Annotated in this window: 16 protein-coding genes; 4 read left to right on the top strand and 12 right to left on the bottom strand. The window is 68.4% G+C overall.

Annotation, left to right across the window (positions count from 1 at the left end; genetic code table 11):
* Positions 1–169: 169 nt before the first annotated feature.
* On the top strand, positions 170–787 hold the full coding sequence (locus ACIPTO_RS23190) for a GNAT family N-acetyltransferase (protein WP_366318746.1): 618 nt from the start codon (positions 170–172) through the stop codon (positions 785–787).
* A gap of 71 nt (positions 788–858) precedes the next feature.
* Here the strand turns inward: ACIPTO_RS23190 and trxA are convergent, their stop codons facing one another.
* The 7 genes from trxA to ACIPTO_RS23155 all read right to left on the bottom strand — a co-directional run bounded on the left by trxA (position 859) and on the right by ACIPTO_RS23155 (position 10,671).
* Positions 859–1,191: a thioredoxin gene (gene trxA / locus ACIPTO_RS23185; protein ID WP_266770431.1), complete on the bottom strand. Its 333-nt coding sequence runs from the start codon at positions 1,189–1,191 to the stop codon at positions 859–861.
* A gap of 42 nt (positions 1,192–1,233) precedes the next feature.
* Positions 1,234–2,202 carry a thioredoxin-disulfide reductase gene (gene trxB / locus ACIPTO_RS23180; RefSeq protein WP_366318748.1) on the bottom strand — a complete coding sequence of 323 codons (969 nt, stop codon included), beginning with the start codon at positions 2,200–2,202 and terminating at the stop codon, positions 1,234–1,236.
* Between the two features lie 183 nt (positions 2,203–2,385).
* On the bottom strand, positions 2,386–3,396 hold the full coding sequence (locus ACIPTO_RS23175) for an anti-sigma factor family protein (protein WP_401195117.1): 1,011 nt from the start codon (positions 3,394–3,396) through the stop codon (positions 2,386–2,388).
* A complete protein-coding gene (gene sigM / locus ACIPTO_RS23170; protein WP_401195116.1) occupies positions 3,393–4,118 on the bottom strand; it encodes an RNA polymerase sigma factor SigM in 726 nt (241 codons plus the stop codon). The genes ACIPTO_RS23175 and sigM overlap by 4 nt, the downstream gene beginning before the upstream one ends.
* A gap of 26 nt (positions 4,119–4,144) precedes the next feature.
* On the bottom strand, positions 4,145–5,860 hold the full coding sequence (locus ACIPTO_RS23165; protein ID WP_366318754.1) for a protein kinase family protein: 1,716 nt from the start codon (positions 5,858–5,860) through the stop codon (positions 4,145–4,147).
* Positions 5,861–5,978: 118 nt separating this feature from the next.
* A complete protein-coding gene (murJ, locus tag ACIPTO_RS23160) occupies positions 5,979–8,222 on the bottom strand; it encodes a murein biosynthesis integral membrane protein MurJ (RefSeq protein WP_401195115.1) in 2,244 nt (747 codons plus the stop codon).
* Between the two features lie 46 nt (positions 8,223–8,268).
* Positions 8,269–10,671: a DUF6049 family protein gene (locus ACIPTO_RS23155; RefSeq protein WP_401195114.1), complete on the bottom strand. Its 2,403-nt coding sequence runs from the start codon at positions 10,669–10,671 to the stop codon at positions 8,269–8,271.
* Between the two features lie 258 nt (positions 10,672–10,929).
* On the opposite strand from ACIPTO_RS23155, the gene ACIPTO_RS23150 reads away from it, so the two are divergent.
* A complete protein-coding gene (locus ACIPTO_RS23150) occupies positions 10,930–12,396 on the top strand; it encodes a CCA tRNA nucleotidyltransferase (protein WP_401195112.1) in 1,467 nt (488 codons plus the stop codon).
* A 95-nt stretch (positions 12,397–12,491) separates the two neighbouring features.
* Here the strand turns inward: ACIPTO_RS23150 and ACIPTO_RS23145 are convergent, their stop codons facing one another.
* From ACIPTO_RS23145 to ACIPTO_RS23130, 4 genes are all read right to left on the bottom strand, one after another.
* Positions 12,492–13,052 carry a hypothetical protein gene (locus tag ACIPTO_RS23145; protein ID WP_401195110.1) on the bottom strand — a complete coding sequence of 187 codons (561 nt, stop codon included), beginning with the start codon at positions 13,050–13,052 and terminating at the stop codon, positions 12,492–12,494.
* 131 nt (positions 13,053–13,183) lie between these two features.
* The gene (locus tag ACIPTO_RS23140; RefSeq protein ID WP_401195107.1) at positions 13,184–14,461 is read right to left on the bottom strand and encodes an MFS transporter; all 1,278 of its coding nucleotides are present in this window, start codon (positions 14,459–14,461) and stop codon (positions 13,184–13,186) included.
* A gap of 77 nt (positions 14,462–14,538) precedes the next feature.
* Positions 14,539–15,621 (bottom strand): inositol-3-phosphate synthase, encoded by a 1,083-nt coding sequence (locus tag ACIPTO_RS23135; RefSeq protein WP_366318766.1) that lies wholly within the window; start codon positions 15,619–15,621, stop codon positions 14,539–14,541.
* Between the two features lie 44 nt (positions 15,622–15,665).
* Positions 15,666–16,352, bottom strand: coding sequence for a helix-turn-helix transcriptional regulator (locus ACIPTO_RS23130; protein ID WP_401195105.1), 687 nt, complete (start codon positions 16,350–16,352; stop codon positions 15,666–15,668).
* 735 nt (positions 16,353–17,087) lie between these two features.
* Between ACIPTO_RS23130 and ACIPTO_RS23125 the strand changes: the two genes are divergently transcribed.
* Together ACIPTO_RS23125 and ACIPTO_RS23120 are read left to right on the top strand one after the other, a co-directional pair.
* Positions 17,088–19,331, top strand: a complete 2,244-nt coding sequence (locus ACIPTO_RS23125) for a transglycosylase domain-containing protein (RefSeq protein WP_366318769.1) — start codon at positions 17,088–17,090, stop codon at positions 19,329–19,331.
* A gap of 135 nt (positions 19,332–19,466) precedes the next feature.
* Complete coding sequence (locus ACIPTO_RS23120) at positions 19,467–20,966, top strand: glycosyltransferase 87 family protein (protein WP_366318771.1); 1,500 nt, start codon at positions 19,467–19,469, stop codon at positions 20,964–20,966.
* Between the two features lie 133 nt (positions 20,967–21,099).
* On the opposite strand, the gene ACIPTO_RS23115 is transcribed toward ACIPTO_RS23120, so the two are convergent.
* Entirely contained in the window at positions 21,100–22,131 is a 1,032-nt protein-coding gene (locus ACIPTO_RS23115) for an alanine racemase (protein ID WP_366318773.1), read from the bottom strand.
* Between the last annotated feature and the right edge of the window lie 27 nt (positions 22,132–22,158).

The following is a 22,158-nucleotide window of genomic DNA, read 5'->3' as shown; positions in this document are numbered from 1 at the left end:
ACCTCTTAGGGGAGGCGGGGGCCATGCGAACGGTGAGCCGCACCGGACTGGTGAGCGCGGGTCTGGGCCTGGGGGCGGTCGGCGGGTTCGTCGGCAGTCTGCTCAGGCAACGTAGCGCTCTGACAGCCGCTCGCGACGCTGCGGGCGAAGGAAGCGAGGATCAGCCTTCATGGGGCGTCGGCTCGTACCGCTCACGCTGGACAACCTCCCGGACATCCCCAACCGCTGCCGGTCGTGCGTCTTCTGGGAGCTGGATCCCGTCAGCGGCCAAGCCGCGGTAAAGGCAGGCACGGCAGCCCTGGAGAAGGAAGGCTGGATCTCCGCCGTCCTCCTCGACTGGGGCTCCTGCGGCCGGGTCGTCTATGTCGATGACGTGCCCGTTGGCTTCGTCCTCTACGCGCCCCCTGCTTACGTCCCCCGCTCGACGGCGTTTCCCACGAGCCCTGTGTCTCCGGACGCCGTGCAGCTGATGACGTCGTTCATCATGCCGGGGTACCAGGGTCAGGGACTGGGGCGCGTCATGGTCCAGACGGTCGCCAAGGACTTGCTGCGACGGGGCTTCAAGGCGATAGAAGCCTTCGGCGATGCCCACGGGAAAGAGGCCGCCTGCGTACTGCCGGCCGACCATCTGCTCGCCGTGGGTTTCAAGACGGTTCGCCAGCACCCCGCCTACCCACGGCTGCGGCTGGAGCTGCGTACGACGCTCTCCTGGAAGGAAGACGTGGAGCTGGCGCTCGACCGGCTGCTGGGGGCCGTACAGAAGGAACCAGCGCTTCGACCGCTCTAAAGCGAATGGGCCGACTCTCCGGAGAGTCGGCCCATTCGTGTTTCACGTGAAACATGGTTTCACGTGAAACATCACTCGGAGATGAAGTCCTCGAGGTCGCGGACGATCGCGGCCTTCGGCTTGGCGCCGACGATGGTCTTGGCGACCTCGCCGCCCTGGTAGACGTTCAGCGTCGGGATGGACATGACGCCGTACCGGGCAGCCGTGGCCGGGTTCTCGTCGATGTTGAGCTTGACGATCTCGATCTTGTCGCCGTGCTCGGCGGCGATGGCTTCGAGGGACGGAGCGATCTGGCGGCACGGGCCGCACCAGGAAGCCCAGAAGTCCACCAGGACGGGCTTGTCGCTCTTGAGGACGTCCTCGTCGAAGGAAGCGTCGGTCACATTCTTCAGAGTGCCGGCCACGGCAGGCTCCTTAACTTGATCGTGCGGTGGGGAGGAAGGGGATCAGACGGTGGTCTTCGCGGGCTCTGCCTTCTCCTCGTCCGCGAGGGCGGAGAGGAAACGCTCGGCGTCCAGAGCGGCGGAGCAGCCCGTGCCGGCGGCGGTGATCGCCTGGCGGTAGGTGTGGTCGACGACGTCACCGGCGCCGAAGACACCGGTCAGGTTGGTGCGGGTCGAGGGTGCCTCGACCTTGAGGTAGCCCTCTCCGTCCAACTCCAGCTGGCCCTTGAAGAGTTCCGTGCGGGGGTCGTGGCCGATCGCGATGAACAGGCCCGTCACCGCCAGGTCGGAGAGTTCCCCGGTCTTCAGGTTGCGCAGCTTGAGGCCGGCGAGCTTCGGGTCGCCCTCGATCTCGGCGACCTCGCTGTCCCAGACGAACTTGATCTTCGGGTCGGCGAAGGCGCGCTCCTGCATCGCCTTGGAGGCACGCAGGCTGTCCCGGCGGTGGACGATCGTCACCGACTTGGCGAAGCGGGAGAGGAAGGTCGCCTCCTCCATCGCCGTGTCGCCACCACCGATGACGGCGATGTCCTGGTCCTTGAAGAAGAACCCGTCACAGGTGGCACACCAGGAGACACCTCGACCGGAGAGCGTGTCCTCGTTCGGCAGGCCCAGCTTGCGGTGCTGCGAGCCGGTGGTCACGATCACGGCCTTCGCCTGGTGCACGGTGCCCGAGGTGTCCGTGACGGTCTTGATCTCACCGGTCAGGTCGACGGAGACCACGTCGTCCGGGATCAGCTCGGCGCCGAAGCGCTCGGCCTGGGCGCGCATGTTGTCCATGAGCTCGGGGCCCATGATGCCGTCCTGGAAGCCCGGGAAGTTCTCGACCTCGGTGGTGTTCATCAGCGCGCCACCAGCGGTGACGGCACCTTCGAACACCAGCGGCTTCAGCGACGCGCGCGCGGTGTAGAGCGCCGCCGTGTAGCCGGCGGGCCCGGAGCCGATGATGATCACGTTTCGGACGTCGCTCACGGCTTGGTTCCTCGTCTCTGGACTGCGTCAGTACGACCGGTGGGAGCCCCTCTCAGAGCCTCCACCCCACCCAACGGATCCTACGGGGCTGGCATTCCCGCTGTGTCCGGGCACACGGAGAGGCCACATTGAGAGGACGTGCGCCCGGAGGTACCAGGCAGACCGGAGATGAGACGGCCGGAATCAGGAACGAGGGTACGACCGTGTCAGGAGGACCTTGCCGGGGGTCGACGTGTGGTGGCTCACGCAGGTCGCGTCCACGACGTACGCCGTGACCCGGCTGCTGTCGGAGGCGTCGGGCAGCACCGCGAGGTAGGCGGCGGAGCCGTTGTAGGTGCCTTCCTTGAAACCGAGGACATCTGTGTTGCCGCGGTCGATGCCTTGCCGGATGCAGTCCGGGACGGGGGCGGAGGGCTCGATCAGGGTCTTCGGAGTCTTGCTGGATGACCCCGTCGAGGACCCCGTGTCGGTACCCGGGTCTGATTCGGCGTTCCAGGGCTTAATGCTGCCCGTGCTTCCGGTGCCCTGGTTCGTGGATGCCTTGGAGGTGAGGAGATCGGACACCACGGTCTCCAGCTTCGCCTTGGAGAAGGTGTCCGCGGAACTGGTCGCGTTTCCCTGAGCCGTGTCCGACGCGTTGTGGTCACCCAGCGACTGGATGAAGAGAGAGCCGGCTCCCAGAACGGCCGCGGTGAACACGGCTCCCAGGACGATCCGCCCACGACGTCCGCCACGGCTCCGGTCCTTGCGGTCCTTGCGTCCGGGACCGGTCGCCGCGCGTGAGTGTCCGGACGGACGGGCTGCCGTCGTTGTGGGCGATGTTTCACGTGAAACATGCGCCCCGGAGTGCTCGGCGTCCTCACCGATTTCGTCCGACCCGTCTCGGGACGCGCCGACCAACGTCGGCGCGGCAGTCGGAGTCAGGGACTCGGGGGCGGTGGCTCCCAGTAGAGCCTCGGCGGCGAGCGCCGCGTCGATCCGGCCCGCGATCTCGGTGGGCATGCGCGGTGGGCCGGGCAAGGCGCCCAGCAGGCCGCGGATCTCCTCCAGCGAGGCGTAGACGTCCGCGCAGAGTTCGCAGGCGTCCAGATGCCGTCGTACCTCTGCCGTCCTGGACGGGGGGAGAAGGCCCTCGGTGAGGTCGGAGATCTCCGAGACGTCCGGGTGCTCGGCCGTGTCTGTCGTGGATGTCACGCTCGCCCACCTCCGCCCTTCACAGCAGCTGAATCGCTCGGCCCTGCATCCTCGGGGCCCGCGTCTCGGGGTCCCGCTGCCGGTGGGACGGATGTCCCCTGCGCCCGGTTCCGTCCTGCGCCCGTTTCCTTGCCGTCATCGGCTCTTTCCGGCCGGAGATGGGTGAGGAGGGGCAGCAGTCTGGCTCTTCCGCGCGCGCAGCGGCTCTTCACCGTGCCGGTCGGCACGTCGAGGATGCGGGCGGCTTCCGCGACGGGGTAGCCCTGCATGTCCACGAGGACGAGGGCGGCGCGCTGATCGGGCGGGAGGGTGCCCAGGGCTTCCAGCAGTTGGCGGTGCAGATCGTTGCGTTCCGCGGGAGCCGAGGCCGACTCGTGCGGTTCCAGGAGCTGTTCTAGGCGCTCGGTGTCGTCGACCGGGGAGGTCTTCCGGGAGGCGGCCTTGCGGGCGCGGTCCAGGCAGGCGTTCACCGTGATCCGGTGCAGCCACGTCGTGACGGCCGACTGGCCGCGGAAGGTGTGGGCGGCCCGGTAGGCGGAGACGAGGGCGTCCTGGACGGCGTCAGCGGCCTCCTCGCGGTCCCCCAGCGTGCGCAGGGCCACGGCCCAGAGCCGGTCCCGGTGCCGCCGGACGATCTCACCGAAGGCGTCCGGGTCGCCATCGACATGGCGGGCGAGCAGATCCTGATCGCTCGTTCCGTCGTACCCGGCGCCTTCCGCCATCGGACCCCCTCCCCCTCCGGTGAGCGTCAGCCCGTGAACTTCACGTCGGTGATGGCCTGCTTGTAGCCGGCGTCGCTGTACTGGTCGCTCGCCGCGTGCGGCAGAGCGGTGAGCCAGACGAGAACGTACCGGCTCTTCACCTGCTTGGTGACCTTCACCGTCGCACTGGTCCCCGTCGTCGTGACGGTGCCGATCTGCGTCATGGAGTCCAGCGAGGAGGGCGACAGCGAGTCGGCCGCGTACAGATTCACCGTGGTGTGATCGCCGCTGTAGTAGAGCCCTATGGTCGCCGTGGAGACGGTCTGGGACGACCCCAGGTCATAGACGATGCCCACGCCAGGCTTGTAGGGCGCGAGCACCGGGCCTCCTATGAAGCTGGAGGTCCGCCAGTACGTCGACGCGTTGCCGTCGTAGGTCTTGTCGACGTCGTTCGGGTGCTGGGCACCGCCCTTGGCCACGAACTCCTGGGCGCCCTGGATCGCGAGCGTCCTGACCGGCTTCGTCTTGTCGCCGGTCTTGTCGTTCCCGTCCGTCGTCTGGGTCTGCTTCGTGTCCTCGGACTTGTTGCCCTGGTCCATGAGCGCGTCGGCGAGCTGCCAACTGCCCAGGCCCAGCGCGGCGATCAGCAGCGCGGACACGGCCCACTTGAGGGCCTTGCCGGTACGGCTCTGCAGCGGGGGCGGCGGGGACGGCACGGGCTGGGGGGCACCGGGATGCGCTGACGGGCGTCCGTACGTGCCCTGTTGGTACGTCGTGTGCTGGTACTCGGGCGGTGCGGCGAACGTGGGCTCCGGCGGGCGGATGCGGGGCATCTCGCCGATCGCCTTCACCAGCTCCTCCGGCGTGGTGCACGCCGCCTCGTGCCGGGAGGCCGTGGCGCCGTCGTTGGCGAGGGCGCGCATGGCGAGCTCCGACAGACCGCGGTGCACACCCGCGCGCACCTGGTCGGGGGCGATCAGACCGACGCCCTTGGGCAGCCCGGAGAGGCCGTAGGCATCGCTCTCGTACGGCCAGCGCTGGGTGAGCGCCGCGTACAACAGGGCGCCGATCGCCTCGGTGTCGGTGCGCTGCGGCGTGTCCGAACTGATGCCTCGCAGCGCGGCGTTGACGGCCAGTCCGCGGATGCGCCACTGACCGGACGAGGTGCGCAGCACGGCGTTCGGGTTCAGCCGGAGATGGGCGAGGCCCTCGCGGTGCGCGGCGGCCATGGCCGAGGCGATCTGGCTGACCATCTGGTAGGCGTCGTGCACCTCCAGCGGCCCCGACGCCAGAAGTGTCGTCAGTTCGATGGCGTCGGGCAGCCATTCGTGGACGACGTAGACGAGGTCGTTCTCCTCCACCGCGTCCAGGACCTGGACGAAGCGGGGGTCGCCCAGCAGCGCCGAGGAACGGGCCGCGGCCAGCACGGAACGGGCTCTCGCGTGGTCCGCGGGCAGGATGTGGACGCCGACGGCACGGCGGAGTTTCTCGTCCACCGCCCGCCAACTGCTGAAGCCGTCCAGACGCGTGACGCACTCTTCGAGGCGATAGCGTCTGGCGAGCTTGTGACCGCTGTGCAGTTCGGGAGGCGAGGCCTTCTCGGTTTCCTCGATCCCGCCGCTCCCCTGTGCCTGGTCGCTTTCCGTGTCCCGCTCCGGGTTCTGGGCCACCCCGTCGGCCGTGGACTGGTCCGCCTTGGCGGTCAGCGGCTTGTCGCCGCTGTTGTCTGCCACGTCGACGGCAGCCGTGCTCCGTTCCGCCACCGTCGCTCCTGCCTCCCCATCCGTTGCACGCTGTTCGACGCCGAAACCAATTGTGCCCACAGTCTGCCGCTATGCACGACACACAGCGGCAGACGATGGTTGTGCGAGTGCCCCCGCCTCACCGTCCCAAGCGCCCGCGCACCATGCCGACGAGGGAGTTGAGCTCCTCGATGCGCATGCGGCGGGCCGCGACGTAGAAGATTCCGAGCAGTACGGCCCCACCCACCACGAGCGCCGCGAACGAACCGACGACGCCTTGGCCGAGCGTATGACCGATCCCGTAGCAGGCCGCACCACTGAGCAGTGCGGCCGGCACGGAGGCGATGCTGAGCCGAGCGTACGTCCGCAGCACGCGGGCGCCGTCCAGGTCGCCGTTCAGCCGCTTGCGCAGCCGGTTCCAGGCGACACCGACGCCGATCGCGTACGCGAGGCCGTACGAGGCGGCCATGCCCACCACGGCCCAGCGGGCCGGGAGGACGAAGTAACAGACCGCCGAGGCGCCCGCGTTGACCGCGGCCACGATGACGGTGTTGTAGAAAGGCGTCCGGGTGTCCTCGTAGGCGTAGAAGGCGCGCAGGACGACGTACTGCACCGAGTACGGGATCAGGCCGAGGGCGAAGGCCATCAGCATGAAGCCCATGTTGGTCGCCGAGTTCGTCCCCGAGGAGCCGAAGATCAGGGTGCACATCGGGATGCCGAGGGCGAGCAGGCCGAAGGCGATCGGCACGATCGCCACGGCGGTCGTGCGCAGTCCCTGGGAGATGTCGTCGCGGACGGCCCCTCCGTCGTCCTCCGCCGCCGAGCGCGAGATGCGCGGCAGCAGTGCGGCCATCAGGGAGACGGTGATGATCGCCTGCGGCAGGCCCCAGATGAGCTGTGCGTTGGCGTAGGCGGCGAAGCCGGTGCCGTCGACGGGCGAGGCCTTGCCCGCGGCGGTGGACAGCTGGGACACGACGATCGCGCCGGCCTGGTTGGCGAGGACGAAGAGGACGGTCCACTTGGCGAGTGTGGCGGCCTTGCCGAGGCCGTGGCCACGCCAGTCGAAGCGCAGCCGCAGCCGGAAGCCGGTCTCCCGCAGGTACGGGATCATCGCGAGCGCCTGGACGACCAGGCCGAGCAGCACACCGATGCCGAGCAGCCGCTGGCCTTCCGGCGGGATGTTCGTGACCTTCATGCCGGAGTTCGCGGAGGTGCCATACACCCAGATGAACATGCCGAGCGTCACGATGATGACGATGTTGTTGAGGACCGGGGTCCACATCATCGCGCCGAACTTGCCGCGGGCGTTCAGGATCTGGCCCATGACGACGTGGACGCCCATGAAGAAGATCGAGGGCAGGAAGTAGCGGACGAAGGTGACGCCGACCTCGTTGGCCGCCGGGTCGCTGGCCACGGAGTCGGACAGCAGGCGGATCAGCAGGGGTGCCGCGAAGACCGCGACCGCGGTCAGCGCGCCCAGCGCCACCATGACGAGGGTCAGCAGCCGGTTGGCGAACGCCTCACCGCCGTCGTCGTCCTCCTTCATGGCGCGCACGAGCTGCGGCACGAAGACGGAGTTCAGACCGCCGCCGACGGTCAGGATGTAGATCATCGTCGGCAGCTGGTAGGCGACCTGGAAGGTGTCGCCGAGCATGCCGACACCCAGCGCCGAGACGATCAGCGCGGAGCGGACGAAGCCGGTCAGGCGGGAGACCATCGTGCCCGCCGCCATCACGGCGCTCGACTTCAGCAGGCCGCCGGCCTTGCCGCCCTTCTTGGGAGCGGCCGCAGGCGCCGGTGCCGTCGGTGTGAGCTGCATCGTGGCGTCCGACATCGCGGGCGGGGGCACCTGACCCGAGGGAGGTGCCGGGGACGGGCCGGGGACCGCGGGGGCATCCGTCTGCGGACGTCCGCCGCCGCCCTGGCCCTGGTCCCGGAAGAGATGAGCGAAGGCGTCCGGCTCGTGGTACTCCTCGCTCGCCCCTGTCACCAGGTCGTCCACGCCCACGAACTGGGTCGTACGGGCGTCGTCGCCGTACGGCAGGTACTGGGTGGGGCCCTCCGGCTCGGGGGCCGGGGTCTGCGCCCACACGCGGGGGTCGGGAGCGTACGGGGACTGGGGCGGCTGGGCGTAGAGCGGGGGCTGCGGCTGGTACGTGCCCGGAGGCGGCGGGGGGTGGGAGGCACGGTCGTAGAGCGCCTCGGCGACCGGGTCCTGGGCGGAGAGGTCCTGCGCCCGGTAGGGGTCCTGGTCGTAGGCGTCCTGGAGGTACATGTCCGCGGGTGGCTGCGGCGGCACCTGGCCGTGTTCGGGCGGCGGGCCCTCGGGGTAGCCCGAGCTGCCCGCGCCCTGACCGCGGTCACCGTCGTACGGCGCGTTCATGGTTACCCCACCTCATCGTCCCCGGGCCCACCGGCCACGACATCGCTCAACGGTCCACTCTCTCACCCGTGCCGGACGGGTCGGCGCTTTCGGGTGCGGTGTCCGGTGTCAGGTCACTCGGGTGCTCCGGGTCGTCGGCCCGGGACGGAGTGCCGGACTCCTCCTGGAGACGGTCCTGGGGGCCTTCGGGGTTCTCCGGGCCGCCGGGTTCCGGGTCCGTGCCCTCGTCGGGCCCGTCGGGACCCTCCTGCTCGGCCTGGCGGGCCACGGCGCGCTTGCGGTGCGTGTACATCCGGAAGCCGGCGAGGACGAGGAGCAGGACACCGCCGCCGATGACCAGCATGACGGTGGCCGTGACCTCGGTGACCTTCACGTCGAACCTGACGGCCTGTCCGTATTCCTGGCCGTCCTCCGTGTACAGCTGGGCGATCACCTCCACCTTGCCGTTGGCGTTGGCCGACGTGGTGAACTTCACCGACTGGCTGTGCCCGCCGTTGACCGTGACCCGCTGCTCCGTGTACGCCTTGCCGCCGATGTTCAGCCGCGTGGGGCTCGTCGAGGTGAGCCGCAGGACCAGGTGCTCGACGCCCTGCACCAGGTTGTTCTGCACGGTCACGGGGATCGTGGCGCTGCGGCCCGAGAGCTTGGTCTCGGACTTGTCGATCAGTTTCACCTGATCGGTGAGGTCGTCGAGATAGCCCAGCACGCCCTGGCGGAAGTTCGACGCCTCGCCCGCCCGACCGCGCCACGACGTGGACATCTCACGGTTCACGGCCCGCCCGAAGGGGGTCACCACCCGCGACTCGTCGGTGAGGATCACCCGGAAGTTGTCCAGCTTGTCCTGGGTGGTCGCGATCTCCTCGAAGGCCGACTTCGGCAGCTCCTGCCTGCGCAGGGAAGAGGGGTACGAGGAGGACGACGGGATCTTCGTGGTGGCGCCCGGGTCGGGCTTGGCCTTGGCCGTGGTGGCGAGGTCCTGCGACTCGCTCCAGTTGCTGCTCTGGAGGGCCGTCAGCGCCTCGGCCATCGTCTGGGCCTGGCTCGCGGACGGCATGCGCTGCGGGGCGACGACGATGCTGCGCTGCTTGTCTGTCTGGAGGCCGAGGGCCAGGCTCTGGGCGAGGAACTGCTGTTCTGCGAGGGTGGCGGCCCCGGCCTTTGTCAGATCGCCCTCGAACGCCGTCGAGAGCCGGGCGTCGGCGACCACCGCCGTTGTGCCGCCGCCGACGGGGCGGGCCGCCGAGGGCGTGTAGGACAGGCCGCCGGTCTCCTGGAGGCTGTCGCTGCGGGCGATCACCTTGTCGGCGCCGGCCGAGGTGGAGACCTTGATGATCGACGGGTCCACCGCGCCGTCCACCGGCCACGCGAAGTCCGTGCTCGGCGTCACGTGCAGCACCGTCTCCACGGTGCTCGCCGCGACGTCGGTGGCGTCCTTGAGGTGGCTCAGCGAGCCGGTGACGCTGGTGCCGTTGTGAGCGAGGGACGCCAGGTCCGGGTCGGCGAAGGGGAGGGCGACGACCTCCTTGTCCGCCACGGCCGACTGCAGCTCCGCGAGCCATGCCTTGGCGATCGCCTGGTGCGTGCCCGGGGTGGTGGTGTCGCCGTCCCCCTGGATCTTGTAGCTACGGGTCATCGCGTCGACCGAGGCCAGCAGGTCCGGGTCGATCACCCAGGTGACGTCGAGATCCTTGCCGAGCGACAGCATCTGGTCGAGACGTCCGCCCGGGGAGATCTCCTTGGCGAGGTCGTCGTTGAGGAAGACCGGCGTCTGCTGCTCGTTGGAACCCGTCTGCGCCGTCATGTGGACACCGGAGATGAGCGGCCACAGATACGTCGTCTTCGTCTTCGTGTCGGCGTCGTCGGGCTGCCACGGCAGGAACGTCCGCTGGATGCCCAGCACCTGCTCCCAGGGCTGAGCCGAGGTCTGGCCGGAGAGCGCGACACCGAGCGGGTAGACGCCGTCGTCATCTAGGTCCAGCTTGTCGACCGGCACGGAGAGGGTGAAGGGCTCGGCGACGCCCGGGGTGAGCTTGGAGAACTTCTCGCTGTACTTGTCGTCGATCTCCGAGCCGTCGACGCCCTGGACGTAGTCGGTGCGTTTGGCGACGGTGTCGATCGCCGAGCGGGTGCTCAGCGCCTGTCCCAGGCGCAGGCCCACATGGGCGTCGGTGACCGTCTGCTTGCTGTTGTTGGTCACCGTCCCGGAGACGGTCAGCGTGTCCCCGTCCGTGGGCACGCTGGGGCTGAGCGTGTCCAGGGAGACGGACACCGACTGCGAGCCGGAGGCCGCCTGTGCGGACGTCTGCTCGGCCGCACCGGCGGGCGCGACGGCGGACAGCTGAAGGAGGCCGGCCAGCAGAGGCGCCCCGGCGAGCAGTGTGCCGGTGCGCCGCAGCCACCGGCGGGCAGGTGAGGGAAACGTCCCCTGGAAGTCTGCCGCCTCGGCCACGCGCTCGCCCGTCCCTCGTCGTCGTCAGTGGTCGTCGCAATGTGCGTCCACGCATGGTAACGATGCTCGCTGAGGGGAAGTGCCGCGGACTGGTCCACAAGATCAGAGAACAGCGGCGGACCGTCCCGTATGTGCCCGTATAAAGAGGAGCACTCTCATACGTCGTGAGGGCGGCGCTTGTGCCGGTATCGGGGGCCGTGTCCGTGGACGTTTGATGGAGGCGCCCGCGGTGGCCGGGGCCACGTAACCTTTTCTGTTGTGCCGAACGCCAACGAAGACAACCTCAGTGCCCTGAGCCAGGTGCAGCATCGCGCGGTGAGCGAGCTGCTGCGGGTGGCTCCCGTCGCCGACGACCTCGCCCGCCGTTTCCAGGAGGCCGGGTTCTCTCTCGCCCTGGTCGGCGGCTCGGTCCGGGACGCGCTGCTCGAGCGGCTCGGCAACGACCTGGACTTCACGACGGACGCGCGTCCCGAGGACGTACTGAAGATCATCCGGCCGTGGGCAGACGCCGTGTGGGAGGTCGGGATCGCCTTCGGCACCGTCGGGGCGCAGAAGGATGCCCGTGTCGGAGACACTGATCGAAGCTTTCAGATCGAGGTCACCACCTACCGGTCCGAGGCGTACGACCGGACCTCGCGCAAGCCCGAGGTGTCGTACGGCGACTCCATCGAGCAGGACCTCGTCCGGCGGGACTTCACGGTGAACGCGATGGCGGTCGCGCTTCCGGAGAAGGTGTTCATCGATCCGCACGGCGGCCTGGAGGACCTCGCGGCCCGCGTGCTGCGGACCCCGGGTACCCCCGAGGCGTCCTTCTCCGACGACCCCCTCCGGATGATGCGGGCGGCACGCTTCGCCGCGCAGCTCGACTTCGAGGTCGCTCCCGAGGTCGTCACGGCGATGACGGAGATGTCCGGGCGGATCGAGATCGTCTCGGCCGAGCGGGTGCGGGACGAGCTGAACAAGCTGATCCTCTCCGCGAACCCCCGCAAGGGCCTGACCCTGCTCGTCGACACCGGGCTCGCCGACCACGTCCTGCCCGAGCTTCCCGCTCTTCGGCTGGAGAGCGACGAGCACCACCGGCACAAGGACGTCTACGAGCACACGCTGATCGTTCTGGAGCAGGCGATCGAGCTGGAGGAGAACGGTCCCGACCTGACTCTCCGCCTGGCTGCTCTGCTGCATGACATCGGCAAGCCGCGCACCCGGCGCTTCGAGAACGACGGCCGGGTCTCGTTCCACCACCACGAGGTGGTCGGCGCGAAGATGACCAAGAAGCGCATGCTGGCTCTGAAGTACTCGAACGATCTGGTGAAGGACGTCTCGCGTCTCGTCGAACTGCACCTGCGTTTCCACGGCTACGGCACCGGCGAGTGGACCGACTCGGCTGTCCGCCGCTATGTCCGTGACGCGGGCCCGCTGCTCGACCGCCTCCACAAGCTGACCCGTTCGGACTGCACCACGCGGAACAAGCGCAGGGCCACCGCGCTGTCCCGCGCGTACGACGGTCTGGAGGAGCGCATTGCCCAGCTGCAGGAGCAGGAGGAGCTGGACTCGATCCGTCCCGACCTCGACGGCAACCAGATCATGGAGATCCTGGGCGTCACACCCGGGCCGGTCATCGGCCGCGCGTACAAGTTCCTGCTGGAACTGCGGCTGGAGAACGGGCCGATGGAACACGAGGCGGCGGTGGCCGCGCTCAAGGAGTGGTGGGCCGCGGAGGGCTGAGGCCGTGAAACGGGGTCATGTTTCACGTGAAACATGACCCCGGACAGCATCAGGGGCGGTGTTTCACGTGAAACACCGCCCCTGATGCGTCATCCCTACTTCGAGTAGTCCGTCAGGCAGAGCAGGAAGGCGCTGCCGTCACCGCTCTCGGTGTACGAGTACTTGAAGTCCTTGGCCGCAGCCGTGCACTTGGCGTCGGCCTCGGTCTCGGAGTACTTGCCGTTGATCTTGGCCAGCACTGTGTACTGGGCCTTCGAGTCGCTGCACTTCACGACCTCAAGGTCCGGGTTGGTGTCGCTGCTGCTGCCGCGGTGCATGCAGTCGCCGACCTTTGCCGTGTTGGCGTCGTCCCGGCTCGATATGTAGCCGAAGATGGCCACGCCGATCCCGACCACGATGACGACGGCGAGCCGGATCATCTTGAAGCTGAATCGACGCCTCGGCGGCTGCGGCGGGACCGGAGCGTACGGACCCGCTCCCTGCGGCGGGAAGCCGGGCTGGCCGGGCTGCTGCGGGTAGCCGCCCTGCGGCGGGTACGGGGCCTGCGGCTGGGACGCGTGCGGCGGGTACGGTGCCGGCGTCTGCGGCTGACCGTAGGGCTGCTGACCCTGACCTTGAGCGTAGGGGTTCGGGCTCTGAGGCGGCGGAGTTGTCACTTGGGTTCCCCCCTGGAACGTGGACGCATGGCACGGCACGACCCATGTCTGACGTGCGGCATGAGGTGAAATAAGACGCCCGTAAGTTACCTGCCGCCACTGACACTGCCGCGACCTCGTTGGACTCCGTGTCAGTGATGTGACACTTCTCGGCGCTCAAACTGGGCCATAGCCACAGCAACCGCGCCGTAGACGACGGCCACGGTGATCACCAGCACCGCCGAGCGGCCATCAGGGGGAAGCATCAGGGCGGCCACCCCGGCGGCGCCGACGAAGGCTATGTTGAACAGCACGTCGTAGACGGAGAAGGTCCGGCCGCGGAAGCCGTCGTCGACCGAGAACTGCACGATCGTGTCCGTGGCGATCTTCGCGCCCTGTGTGGTCAGGCCCAGGACGAAGGCCGCCGCGAGCATGGGGGCGGTGGCGAACGGCAGGCCGAGAGCCGGCTCCAGGAGTGCGGCGCCCGCGGCGCACAGGGCGATCCAGCGGCCGGGGCCGAGCCGCCCCGCGGCCCAGGGCGTCACCACGGCCGCCACGAAGAAGCCGGCGCCGGACACCCCCAACGCCAGCCCCAGCAGGCGTAGTCCGTCGTCCGGGGTCGAGGAGAGGGCGTAGCGGCAGAGCATCAGCAGCAGGACGGTGAGGGCGCCGTAGCAGAAGCGCATCAGCGTCATCGCGGCCAGAGCCCAGAGCGCCTCCCTGCGGCGCGGCGCGGCGAGGTGTCGTACCGCCGCTGTCAGGTCCCGGGCGGTGCCGGCGAGTGCTGTGGCGAGGCGGGGGTAGGTCAGGGCGCGGTCGGGGCCGAGGAGTTCGGGGGCCATGCGCAGGGACGTGAGGGCCGCGCACAGGTACAGGGCGGCGCCCAGCAGGACGACCGCGGCGGCGGTGTCCGCGACCAGCAGCCGTACGAGGAAGGCGAGGCCGCCGCCGAGTGTCGCGGCCAGCGTTCCGGCCGTGGGGGAAAGCGAGTTGGCAACGACCAGCCGGTCGTCGTCGACGACACGGGGGAGGGCGGCGGAGAGACCGGCGAGGACGAAGCGGTTGACGGCGGTGACGCACAGCGCGGAGACGTAGAAGAGCCAGTCCGGGACGTGGCTCAGCATCAGGACGGCGGTGCCCGCGGCCAGCAGGGCGCGCAGCAGGTTGCCGTAGAGGAAGACCTGGCGGCGGCGCCAGCGGTCCAGGAGGACGCCGGCGAAGGGGCCGATGAGGGAGTACGGGAGCAGCAGGACCGCCATCGCGGAGGCGATCGCTCCCGCCGAGGTCTGTTTCTCCGGGGAGAAGACGACGTAGGCGGCGAGTGCGACCTGGTAGACGCCGTCCGCGCCCTGGGAGAGCAGGCGTACGGCGAGCAGGCGCCGGAAACCTTCGAAGCGCAGAAGGATGCGCAGGTCACGGACTACGGCCATGGGCACAGCCTCACATACGAGGAGGGTCCCCGGGCACCATGCCCGGGGACCCTCGACGAACGGGACGGTGGCGCGTCCTAGCGCTCGACCTCGCCCTTGATGAACTTCTCGACGTTGGCGTAGGCCTCGTCGTCGAAGTACTGGACCGGCGGGGACTTCATGAAGTAGCTCGACGCGGAGAGGATCGGGCCGCCGATGCCGCGGTCCTTGGCGATCTTCGCGGCGCGCAGGGCGTCGATGATGACACCCGCGGAGTTCGGGGAGTCCCAGACCTCGAGCTTGTACTCGAGGTTCAGCGGGACGTCGCCGAAGGCGCGGCCTTCGAGGCGGACGTAGGCCCACTTGCGGTCGTCGAGCCACTGGACGTAGTCCGACGGGCCGATGTGGACGTTCTTCTCGCCCAGCTCGCGGTCCGGGATCTGCGAGGTGACGGCCTGCGTCTTCGAGATCTTCTTGGACTCGAGGCGGTCGCGCTCCAGCATGTTCTTGAAGTCCATGTTGCCGCCGACGTTGAGCTGCATGGTGCGCTCAAGACGGACACCGCGGTCCTCGAACAGCTTCGCCATCACGCGGTGCGTGATGGTCGCGCCGACCTGCGACTTGATGTCGTCGCCGACGATCGGGACACCGGCCTCGGTGAACTTGTCGGCCCACTCCTTGGTGCCGGCGATGAAGACCGGGAGGGCGTTGACGAAGGCGACCTTGGCGTCGATGGCGCACTGGGCGTAGAACTTCGCCGCGTCCTCGGAACCGACGGGCAGGTAGCAGATCAGGACGTCGACCTGCTTGTCCTTGAGGACCTGGACGACGTCGACCGGGGTCTCGTCGGACTCCTCGATCGTCATGCGGTAGTACTTGCCCAGGCCGTCGAGGGTGTGACCGCGCTGGACCGTGACGCCCTTGTTCGGGACGTCGCAGATCTTGATGGTGTTGTTCTCACTGGCACCGATGGCGTCCGAGAGGTCGAGGCCGACCTTCTTCGCGTCGACGTCGAACGCGGCGACGAACTCGACGTCACCGACGTGGTAGTCGCCGAACTGGACGTGCATCAGGCCGGGCACCTTGGTCGCCGGATCGGCGTCCTTGTAGTACTCGACGCCCTGAACCAGTGACGCGGCGCAGTTGCCCACGCCGACGATGGCTACGCGAACCGAACCCATTCCGGTTGCTCCCTGTGTGTGCGAGGTGAGGCCCTGACTGGACCTCATGTGGTGGTTTCGTCGGACGGATCCGGCCCGGGGGTGGCGCCCCCGAGCCGGGGCAGGCCGCCCGACTCCCCAGATGTGCTGTCCTGCTGAGCGGAGCCTCCGGAGGCGGGACCCTTCAGGTCCCGTCCGGTTCGCTCGCTCTCGATGAGCTCGTTCAGCCAGCGCACTTCGCGCTCCACGGACTCCATTCCGTGGCGCTGCAGCTCAAGCGTGTAGTCGTCGAGGCGCTCCCGGGTCCGCGCCAGGGAGGCACGCATCTTCTCCAGACGCTCCTCCAGCCGGCTGCGGCGACCCTCCAGTACGCGCATCCGTACGTCGCGTGACGTCTGCCCGAAGAAGGCGAAACGAGCGGCGAAATGTTCGTCCTCGTACGCGTCGGGCCCCGTCTGCGAGAGAAGCTCCTCGAAGTGCTCCTTGCCGTCCGCCGTCAGCCGGTAGACGATCTTGGCGCGACGTCCGGCGAGGGTGGCGGTGAGGGCGTCCTCGGGAGTGCTCCCCGTCTCCTCGATCAACCAGCCGTTGGCGACCAGCGTCTTGAGGCAGGGGTAGAGCGTCCCGTAGCTGAACGCACGGAACACCCCCAGTGACGTGTTGAGTCGTTTGCGCAGCTCATAGCCGTGCATCGGGGATTCGCGGAGCAGGCCGAGGATGGCGAACTCGAGGATGCCGGAGCGTCGGCTCAACGTCGCCTCCTTCCTGTCCGTGGTCCTGCCGTGACGGTCTTTATGCCGGGCTGATGTATCGACTCGATACATCCAGACGATAGAACGGCCTTCCGGATGCGACAAGTGCGGAGATGGTGAGCGGCGTCACATCACCGATTCGTTGGAATCAAGTTGCCTGATTTGGGGTGAACTTCGGGGCTAAGCAGGTTTTGACGGTGCGTAGTCTGTGCGGCATGCACACCACCGGGAACCACGTGACGTGTGGGGGCGTCATCGTCCTCGGTGCGGTACGGGTGAATGCAGAACCGACCACATCCGTACTTCGGGGGGACCGGAAACCAGCCGCCGTTTCCAGGCGCGCACGGATGCGCCTGCCCGAGGAGTAATCGTTCGATGAGCGAGCACCGTCGCAAACCGCCGCAGCCGCAGGGAGGCGGACGTGCCGCGGCCCGACGTGGCCAGTCCGGGCCGACCCCCGGCCGCCGCGCGGCACCGCGAGGCGCCACCACCGGGTCTCCCTCCGACTCCTATGGGTCGAACCCCGCAGAGTCGGGGGGTGAGGAGCGCCAGTACGGCAGCCGCGCCGAAGCACGTCGGGCTGCCCAAAAAGGCGGCGGCCGTCGCAGAGAGCCCGCCGGTCAGGGTCCGGGCGGCCCGAACGGGCCGGGCCGGGGCAGAGGGCGCGCGCCCGCGCCCGGCAAGAAGCGGTTCATCGACTATCCGCGCTTCGACAAGTACGGATGGCGCCGCTGGATGCCCTCCTGGAGGCTTGTCTCCGGCCTGTGCCTGTTCTTCCTCGGCAGCCTCGTGGCCGCGGTCGGCGTCGGCTACGCGATGGTCGGCATTCCCAGCGAGAACACCGCGGCCAAGTCGCAGAACAACGTCTACTACTGGTCCGACGGCACCCAGATGGTCGCCACGGGCACCGGTGCCAACCGGCAGAACGTCACCATCGACCAGATCCCCAAGGCCATGCAGTGGTCGGTGATCTCGGCGGAGAACAAGAGCTTCTACACCGACTCCGGCGTCGACCCCATGGGTATCGCCCGGGCCCTGGCCAACATGGCGCGCGGCGGTCAGACGCAGGGTGGTTCGACGATCACCCAGCAGTTCGTCAAGAACACCTACCTGAGCCAGGAACAGACGGTCACCCGTAAGTTCAAGGAGATGTTCATCTCCATAAAGGTGGGCACGCAGCTCAGCAAGCAGCAGGTCCTCCAGGGCTACCTGAACACGTCGTACTACGGCCGCGGGGCCTACGGCATCCAGGCCGCCGCGCAGACCTACTACGGCGTGGACGCGGTCAAGCTGACGCCGAGCCAGTGCGCCTTCCTGGCAGCACTGCTGAAGGGCCCGACGTACTACGACCCGATCGGCGCCACGAACATCGACCCCTCGGCGGACGCCAAGTCCAACACCGCGCGCTCCAAGGCGCGTTGGAGCTGGATCCTCGAGCAGATGCACAACGACAAGCGCATCACGGACGCCGAGTACCAGACGGCCATCAAGAAGTACCCCATGCCCCAGGGGCTCAAGGCGACCAAGGGCATGACCGGCCAGATCAGCTACCTGGTGGACACCGCCAAGAAGTACGTCCTGAACCACTCGAACATCTCGCAGACCGAGTTCGACCAGGGCGGCTACCAGATCTACACGACCTTCCAGAAGGACAAGGTCAACGAGCTGAGCGCGGCCGTGAAGAAGGTCCAGAAGGATCGCCTCGACCCGAAGAAGCGCGACCTGGACAAGTACGTCCAGTTCGGCGCGGCGTCGGTGGTGCCCAAGGATGGTGCGATCGTCGCCCTCTACGGAGGCGACGGCTACGAGAACGGCCACTTCACCAACAACGCCGACACCTCCGGTGTCCCGGTGGGTTCGACCTGGAAGCCGTTCGTGCTCGCCGCCGCCATGCAGTACGGCACGTACAAGACCGACGGTGTCGGGATCTCACCGCTGAGCAAGTACAACGGCGACGACCATCTCAAGGTCAGAAACCAGGACGGCTCGTACGTCCTGAACAAGGACAACTCGATCTACTACCAGAACAACGAGAGCAACTACCCCTGGGGATACATCTCCCTGCGCAAGGCGATGGAGCAGTCCATCAACACGCCGTTCGTGCAACTCGGCATGGATGTGGGGAACTCGAAGGTGCGGGACGTGGCCAAGGCGTCCGGGATACTGGACGACAGTTTCGCCACGCTCAACGCGTCCTTCGCCATCGGTACGTCGACGCCCAGCGCGATCCGGATGGCCGACGCGTACGCCACGTTCGCCGCTTCGGGCAAGCAGGCGGACCCGTACTCGGTGACCGCCGTCAAGCACGACGGGCAGGCGGTGGCCGGCTTCACCAAGCCGGCCACGAAGCAGGCCATGCCGGAGAACGTGGCGAACAACGTCACGAACACCCTGGAGAACGTCATCCAGAACGGTACGGCCAAGAGCGCGAAGGCCCTGGGCCGTGACGCGGCCGGCAAGACCGGTACCACCGACAGCAACAAGTCGGCCTGGTTCGTCGGCTACACCCAGCAGCTCTCGACGTCGATCGCGATGTTCAGGGAGAACCCCAAGGACGCCGAACTGCTCTCCATGAACGGCACGGCGGGCGTGGCGTCCATCCACGGTGGTGACATCCCGACTGCGGTGTGGACCGAGTACATGGAAGCCGCGCTGAAGGGCAAGTCGGACCCCGGCTTCCCGGACGCGACCAAGATCGACAAGGTGTCGAACGAGGACGGCGCACCGACTCCGACGCCGACGCCGGTGATAACGCCGAGTGAGACGCCCAGCGAGACACCGAGCGAGACGCCCAGCCAGACGCCGAGCGAGACGCCTTCGGCCACCGAGAGCTGCCGGTTCAGCTGGCAGTGCAACGACAACGGTGGCACCGACGGAGGCGCGACGTCGACGCCGACAGATACCGCCACTGCCACGGAGACAAGTGGCACCGACAGAGGCAATCAGAACGGCGGGATCTTCGGAGGCTCGACCGGTTAGCCGCATATCGCTCGGGACGGGTGTTTCACGTGAAACACCCGTCCCGGGGTGTTTCACGTGAAACATGGGCCGCCGTACCGACGAGGTGCGGCGGCCCTCGGCGTACTCCTAGGTGTGTACGGCAGGATGTCCCCCATGCCCAGTGCAGAACTGACGCCCACGAGCGTGCACGAGCCGGATCCGGTACGGCCGACCAGGGATGACGAGGTCGCCGCCGCCGGTAGTGAACTGATCGGTGGCCCCATCGGCCGGCGCGCTCTACTCGGGTCGTCCTGGTGGACTCCCGTACGGGTCGTCGCGCTGGTGGCGATCGGGATGTTCGCCCTCGGCCTCGTCCAGAAGGCGCCCTGCTACACCAGCGGTTGGTTCTTCGGCGCCAGCTCGCAGTACACGCACGCGTGCTACTCGGACATCCCGCACCTCTACCAGGGGCGCGGATTCGCCGATGGGCTCGTGCCGTACTTCGACAAGCTGCCCGGCGACATGCAGTACCTCGAATACCCGGTGCTGACCGGTGTGTTCATGGAAGTGGCCGCCTGGCTCACACCGGGCAGCGGCACCATCCAGCACCAGGAACAGTGGTACTGGATGGTCAACGCCGGGATGCTGATGGTGTGCGCGGCGGTCATCGTCGTCTGCGTCAGCCGTACGCACGCCCGCCGCCCCTGGGACGGCCTGCTGGTCGCCCTGGCACCCGCCTTCGCGCTGACCGCCACCATCAACTGGGACCTCCTGGCGGTCGCTCTGACGGCCGCGGCGATGCTGATGTGGTCCAGGGGCCGCGCCGTCGCGTTCGGCGTCCTGTTGGGCCTTGCAACGGCCGCCAAGCTGTATCCCGTCTTCCTGCTCGGCCCCTTGTTCCTGCTGTGCTGGCGCGCGGGCAAGTGGCGGGACTTCGGGAAGGCGTTCGGAGGCGCGGCCGTCGCCTGGCTGGTGGTCAACCTGCCGGTGATGCTCTTCGCCTTCGACGGCTGGTCGAAGTTCTACACGTTCAGCCAGGAACGCGGCGTGGACTTCGGGTCGTTCTGGCTGATCCTGGCGCAGAACTCGTCCGACCCGCTCAGCACCGACACCGTCAACACCTTCGCCACCCTGCTGGTGCTGCTGTGCTGCGCGGGCATCGCGGTCCTCACACTCACCGCTCCGCGTCGGCCGCGCTTCGCCCAGCTGGCCTTCCTGATCGTGGCGGCGTTCATCCTGACCAACAAGGTCTACTCACCGCAGTACGTGCTGTGGCTGGTCCCCCTGGCGGTGCTGGCCCGGCCGAAGTGGCGGGACTTCCTGATCTGGCAGGCGTGCGAGGTGGCGTACTTCCTGGGGATCTGGATGTACCTCGCGTACACGACCAGCGGAGACGCCCACAAGGGACTGCCGACCGACGGCTACCACTGGGCGATCGGCCTGCATCTGCTGGGCACGCTGTATCTGTGCGCGGTGATCGTGCGCGACATCCTCCTGCCGGAGCGGGACGTGGTGCGCCTGGCGGGCGATGACGACCCGTCGGGCGGGGTGCTCGACCAGGCGGAGGACGTGTTCGTGTTCGGCTCGGCGGCCCACCGGGGACGGCACGCGGCCCCCTTCGAGGGACCGCAGGTGGAGTGGGGCAGCGAGGACCCGGCCGAGCGTTCGCTCTGAGCGAACAGGCGCCGGCGGACTCCGACGGAATGCCAACGGACCGCTCACAGACTGCGGAGAGCCGCGGAGAGGCCACGCGAAAGGCCGTACACGGGAGGTTCCGTGTACGGCCTTTCGGCTGTTCGCGTGAGGCTCAGCGGTCCACGATGCGGTCGAACTGCGTGGTGGTGTGCCGCAGATGGGCCACCAGTTCCTCGCCGACCTTCGGCTCAGCGGCCTCCACCGGCACGAACAGGATCGAGACCTGCATGTGCGGCGGCTCGGCGAACCAGCGCTGCTTGCCGTCCCAGACGAACGGGGAGAGGTTCCGGTTCACCGTGGCGAGACCGGCGCGGGCGACGCCCTTGGCGCGCGGCATGACGCCGTGCAGCGCTTTGGGGGCCTCCAGGCCCACCCCGTGCGACGTACCGCCCGCCACGACCACCAGATAGCCGTCCGAGGCCGCCTTCTGCTGCCGGTAGCCGAAACGGTCGCCCTTGGAGACACGGGTGACGTCCAGGACCGCCCCGCGGTACTCGGTGGCGTCGTGGTCCCCCAGCCACAGCCGGGTGCCGATCCGGGCCCGGAAGTGGGTCTGCGGGAACTGCTGCTGGAGCCGGGCGAGTTCCTCGGCCTTGAGGTGGCTGACGAACATCGTGTGCAGCGGCAGCCGCGCGGCACGCAGCCGGTCCATCCAGCCGATGACCTCCTCGACGGCGTCCGAGCCGTCGGTGCGGTCCAGCGGGAGGTGGATGGCGAAGCCCTCCAGGCGCACGTTCTCTATGGCCGAGTGCAGCTGCGGGAGTTCCTGCTCGCTCACGCCGTGACGCTTCATCGAGGACATCACCTCGATGACCACACGGGCGCCCACGAGGCCGTACACGCCGTCAATGGACGACACCGAGCGGATGACCCGGTCCGGCAGCGGAACGGGCTCCTCGCCGCGGCGGTACGGCGTCAGCACCAGCAGATCACCGCCGAACCAGTCCTTGATCCGGGCGGCCTCGTACGTCGTGCCGACGGCGAGGACGTCCGCGCCCAGCCGCGTCGCCTCCTCCGCCAGCCGCTCGTGCCCGAAGCCGTAGCCGTTGCCCTTGCAGACCGGGACGAGCCCGGGGAACTGCTGGGCTACGCGCATGTGATGCGCCCGCCAGCGCGCGGTGTCGACGGAGAGCGTGAGCGCCATGGCCGGACCTGGAACCTTTCGGGTGGC

This window comes from Streptomyces sp. NPDC090083 (assembly GCF_044747445.1).
Lineage (GTDB): Bacteria > Actinomycetota > Actinomycetes > Streptomycetales > Streptomycetaceae > Streptomyces.
Note: the sequence above shows the minus strand (reverse complement) of the source record. Positions and strands in the feature narration are given on the sequence as shown.

Excerpts from the sequence above, each read along its gene's own strand:
- ACIPTO_RS23125 (WP_366318769.1), top strand. The coding sequence starts at position 17,088 with ATGCCCTCCTGGAGGCTTGTCTCCGGCCTGTGCCTGTTCTTCCTCGGC.
- ACIPTO_RS23190 (WP_366318746.1), top strand. The coding sequence starts at position 170 with ATGGGGCGTCGGCTCGTACCGCTCACGCTGGACAACCTCCCGGACATC.
- ACIPTO_RS23115 (WP_366318773.1), bottom strand. The coding sequence starts at position 22,131 with ATGGCGCTCACGCTCTCCGTCGACACCGCGCGCTGGCGGGCGCATCAC.
- ACIPTO_RS23120 (WP_366318771.1), top strand. The coding sequence starts at position 19,467 with ATGCCCAGTGCAGAACTGACGCCCACGAGCGTGCACGAGCCGGATCCG.
- ACIPTO_RS23140 (WP_401195107.1), bottom strand. The coding sequence starts at position 14,461 with ATGGCCGTAGTCCGTGACCTGCGCATCCTTCTGCGCTTCGAAGGTTTC.
- murJ (WP_401195115.1), bottom strand. The coding sequence starts at position 8,222 with ATGAACGCGCCGTACGACGGTGACCGCGGTCAGGGCGCGGGCAGCTCG.
- ACIPTO_RS23135 (WP_366318766.1), bottom strand. The coding sequence starts at position 15,621 with ATGGGTTCGGTTCGCGTAGCCATCGTCGGCGTGGGCAACTGCGCCGCG.
- sigM (WP_401195116.1), bottom strand. The coding sequence starts at position 4,118 with ATGGCGGAAGGCGCCGGGTACGACGGAACGAGCGATCAGGATCTGCTC.